This window comes from Nocardia barduliensis (genome assembly GCF_013315795.1).
GTDB classification, from domain to species: domain Bacteria; phylum Actinomycetota; class Actinomycetes; order Mycobacteriales; family Mycobacteriaceae; genus Nocardia; species Nocardia barduliensis.
Genome location: NZ_JABLTE010000217.1, coordinates 1 through 3,907 on the forward strand (window position 1 = coordinate 1; position 3,907 = coordinate 3,907).

3 protein-coding genes are annotated in these 3,907 nt (G+C 64.6%); all 3 read right to left on the reverse strand.

Annotation, left to right across the window (positions count from 1 at the left end; all coding sequences use genetic code 11):
* Positions 1-55: 55 nt before the first annotated feature.
* Complete coding sequence (locus HOV91_RS40425) at positions 56-2,200, reverse strand: XRE family transcriptional regulator (protein ID WP_246351589.1); 2,145 nt, start codon at positions 2,198-2,200, stop codon at positions 56-58.
* A 107-nt stretch (positions 2,201-2,307) separates the two neighbouring features.
* A complete protein-coding gene (locus HOV91_RS38505) occupies positions 2,308-2,634 on the reverse strand; it encodes a helix-turn-helix domain-containing protein (protein ID WP_043735698.1) in 327 nt (108 codons plus the stop codon).
* Entirely contained in the window at positions 2,631-3,659 is a 1,029-nt protein-coding gene (locus HOV91_RS38510; RefSeq protein ID WP_051047154.1) for a tyrosine-type recombinase/integrase, read from the reverse strand. Before HOV91_RS38510 ends, HOV91_RS38505 begins: the two co-directional genes overlap by 4 nt.
* Positions 3,660-3,907 lie beyond the last annotated feature (248 nt).

Consider the following 3,907-nt stretch of genomic DNA (forward strand, 5'->3'; position numbering starts at 1 on the left):
AACCGGTGGACGGCGATATTCGAAGGTTGCGGTATTCCTGCTGTGAGGCGGGGTTTCAGGGTGCGTGGAAGAGGTAGTCGGCCCAGCTTGATTTGGCGAATCGAGCCCATCGGTGCGCGGTCGCGGGGTGGATTCCGAACAGGTCGCTGACCACGACGGCGTCGAGATCGGTGATGTTGGCCATCATGGCTGTGTTCCGTGCGGCGATGCTGGGAAGTCCGTGTTCTCTCAGCAAGAGGGCAAGTCCCGCACTGACTCGTGGACGGCCGCCGCGCTGTCCGCGGAACAGGTAGGTGGGTTGGTCTCGGGTGATGTGCCGGACCATGGATCTCGATCCGCCTTGGGTGATCAGCTGATCAAGCAGTCGAGACAGCGTGGGCGGCAGGATAACTGGGTGTTTGTCGATGTCGAGGTAGCTGTGCGTGTCGTCGCGGTGGAGTTGATCGGTGGTGATTTCGACGATGCGGGTCAGAGGAAGCGCATAGAGCCTGATCAACGCGCCAGCGGCCCGGACCGGCAAAGGAATGGAGTCATCGATGAGACATCGGCGCAGCTGACTCTCGTGCTCGTCCTGATCGTGGAATTGCTTGGGCAGACTGTCCTTTCGTCGTGGGATGTCCATGTCGCCGATGAGGCGGCGTCGTCGGAGCCAGTCGAGAAACACGGCGATGACAGCGCGTTTGCCGGGGTTAGCGTCGAGCCAGGTGTCGATGTGGTGCTGCGTGAGCCCGCCCAGCGGAGTGTCGGTTGTGTCGAGCCATTGCAGGAACAGGCCAGCGGTGCGAATGCGGTGGCGGGCCTGCGCGGCCGCGGTCTCGCGGAAGGGTCTGCGATCGGCTCGCTGGCGGGCGCGGCGCATGACATGCCATTCGACAAAAGCTCGGATGACGGGCTGGTGGTGGCGCGGTAGGGCCGAGGTGGTGCGTTCGACCCAGAGTTGCAGCTGGGCCAGATTCTCGTTGCGGGGCTGCAGGATTCCGGTGGTGACCAGCAGGTCGCGGACTCGTCGAGTGCTGGGGTCTTGGGGCAGTTCATCGAGTGCTGCGTGGGAGATTGCGATCCGGTCGACGACGAGGCCCGCCAGCAGTCGTGAGGAAGCGCTGCGGTGGAGCCAGCAGAGCACTGATCCTGGATTCGCCGAGGTGAGGGCTTCGGCGAGCGGCTCGAGAGCAGGAACCAGCGTTCCGTCCTTGTCGGAGAGCAGGTCGCGAATTCGGTCGGTCGCGACGCAACGGTCGCAGCGGCCGTCGGCGATGTTGCGGCCTTCCTGCCCGCAGGTCCGGCAGGTGAGATTCATGTCGAATCCCGCGCAGGCCGCGCAGGTTTCGCCGGGTCCGACCAGCACTCTCGTGTGTCCGCAGGCGCTGCAGGCTGCAGGGTTTGCGCGTCGCTGGTAGTAACAGCGGTGACAGACCGGTCCTAATGGCCATGTCGTGTTCGTGCGTTCGATCACTCCGCAGAGCGTGCAGGCGCGGATCGGTCTGGGACTGCAAGAACTGCACTGGAATTTGCCGCCGCCGACTTTCCCGCCGTGGCGGTGCTGACCGCAGACGACGCAATCGCCCATGTTGCGGTAACAGCCGCGGCAGATGTCGGGGCGGCCGTTGCCGTCGGCGCGGGCGGCGATCGGACGGATCTGTCCGCAGATGCCGCAGAGCCTCGGTGGTGTGGTGTGGCAGGCGCGGCAGCTCGGTCCCTTCGAGCTGTAGGCGTGAACGGGCCGGGCGCGGCCGCAGTGCGAACACGGCTGTGTTCGTTTGGGAATGCATGTCTGGCAGAGTGCGTCGCCGTTGTCGAGCCGTTTTGCCGGCACCCGGATGCGGCCGCAGCCCGCGCATTCGGTGATGAACTCCGGGTCTTTGGTGTAGCAGCGGCGGCAGATCATCCCCTCGGAACGGCGAGCGACGAGTTCACCATCGGAATGGCAACGCGCGCAAGGACGCAACCGGACAACGCAGCGTCGGCAACATCGTCCCTCGGGGGTGAGGTTGTCCAGGATTCGGTCGGTCCGTCCGCAACGGGCGCAGCCCAGCAGCACGACCCTGTCGCCGAATCCTGCGGCCCCGATCGCTTTCAGCAGCCGCAGCAACGACATCGGGCAGTGCGGCGAGGGAGCCAGGAACGCGTCCGGATGCTCGGCGATATGACGATCCAACGCGTGTGCGCTGACCGAACTCCAGGCTTTGGCTTGCTCGAGCATGGTTTGCGCGGACTCCGCGATCAGGTCGGGGCCGATCGTCTGCCGGAGAACGCCGATCAGTCGCTCCCGCGCGGCGGCCAGGGCTCCCGGGCGGTGTCGTGGGCGGGTCACTGCTTGCCTGGCTTGCGTATCACCGTGCGGCGGACCGTGATTGGAGTCGGTTCCGCTTGTGCGCCAGCGGTTTTGCGGATTTGCTGATTGAGGACCTCGGGCTCGATGAGGTCGTTGGGGGTGCAGTCGAGGATGTCGCAGAGCGCGACCAGGACGTCCATGCTCAGCCGTTGCGGCGGGCTGGTGACCAGCCGATAGACCTGCTCACGCGACAACACGATGCCCCGTTCGGCCAGCAACGGGACCAGATTCGAGGTCTGGAACATCTGCTGATCGGCCATCAGATCCCGCAGCCGCCAGCGGTAACCCATCTTCTTGTTCATGCCATCACATCCCATTCGGCGCCGAGACGCCCTTTGAGTGAAGCGAGCAACAGCCGGTTGCGGAACTCGTCGGACACGCCGGTGTAGATCGCAGTCGTGGCCGCATGCGAATGACCGACTTGTTCCTGGACAAACCTTGGGGGATAACCGAATTCGGTCCAATGCGTCACCGAAGAGTGCCGTAAACAGTGGACATCGAGGTGCTCGTCGAGGCCCGCGGCGCGCTTGGCCGCGACGAACGCCTCGTTGATCGAGCGCGGCGACAGCCGGCCGACGCGTTCTGTAATCCAGAGTGCCGGATGCCGGCCCGGCGAGAACCGGGGCCGCAGATCGGTCAGCCAGTAGTCGAGAACCTCGACAATCCAGTCCATTTCCGGCACCAGCAGCACAGTGCGCCGCTTGGGCGGCGACCCTTTCGACGACTTGCCGTAGCGGACCATGACCGATCCGAATCCGTTGAACTGTGGCGCTTTTGGATTTCGGCGCAAGTCGACCAGGTCCAGTTTCGATGTCTCGGTGCGGCGTAGGCCGTAGGCGTAGACCGTTTTCAGCACCGCGGCGTCGCGGGCCGCACCGAGCGCGCCTTTCACGCCGCGCTCGACGATCCGGCCCGGCCTGGCATCGGCCGCGTCGAACAGGGCCTGGATCTCGTCGTAGCTCAGCGGGCGACGCCGCGGATCTCCCTCGTAGTCGACCCGGTGCAGGATCGAGTTGCCCTCGTGGAACACCTGCGCAGGCACCTCACCGAACCGCTCCTCACACACCCGAATCCAGCCGTAGCGGGCATCGAGCAGGAATTCCAGGAACAGGCTGATCATTACTTCGTAACCCCGCGCCGTCGACACCGCGCGCGGCGCATCGCCGCACCGCAGCTGATCGATGAACGCCTCGCCCTCGGCCGGAGTCCACTGCCACGGATACAAGCCGGTGAACGCGACCATCCGCCGGATCAGGCGCAAACGGGGCCCGATCGTCGAATCCTTCAGGTATCGAGCCGATTGCTGGCGGCGCCAGCCTTCCAGCATCGCCTCCAAAACCGCCGGAGCCGGGTCCAGATGGACCACGTTTCCCGCCAGTACCAACTGCGCCGAACCAGGTGGCTGCGAGGTCACATGAGCGTTGTAATCGATGCAACATTGATGTGCCGCGTGTCCAGGCGCAGTTGGGAGAGTCCGGACATCACCGACTCGCTCCACCGATCACCGCCCTGACCAGGTAATATCACGGTCTCGCATGTAACCAATTGTTGCGTTGGATGCAATTCCGCCTATTT

What these genes read in the sequence shown, in the direction of transcription:
- HOV91_RS40425 (WP_246351589.1), bottom strand. Translation starts at nt 2,200, where the DNA reads ATGCTCGAGCAAGCCAAAGCCTGGAGTTCGGTCAGCGCACACGCGTTG.
- HOV91_RS38505 (WP_043735698.1), bottom strand. Translation starts at nt 2,634, where the DNA reads ATGAACAAGAAGATGGGTTACCGCTGGCGGCTGCGGGATCTGATGGCC.
- HOV91_RS38510 (WP_051047154.1), bottom strand. Translation starts at nt 3,659, where the DNA reads ATGCTGGAAGGCTGGCGCCGCCAGCAATCGGCTCGATACCTGAAGGAT.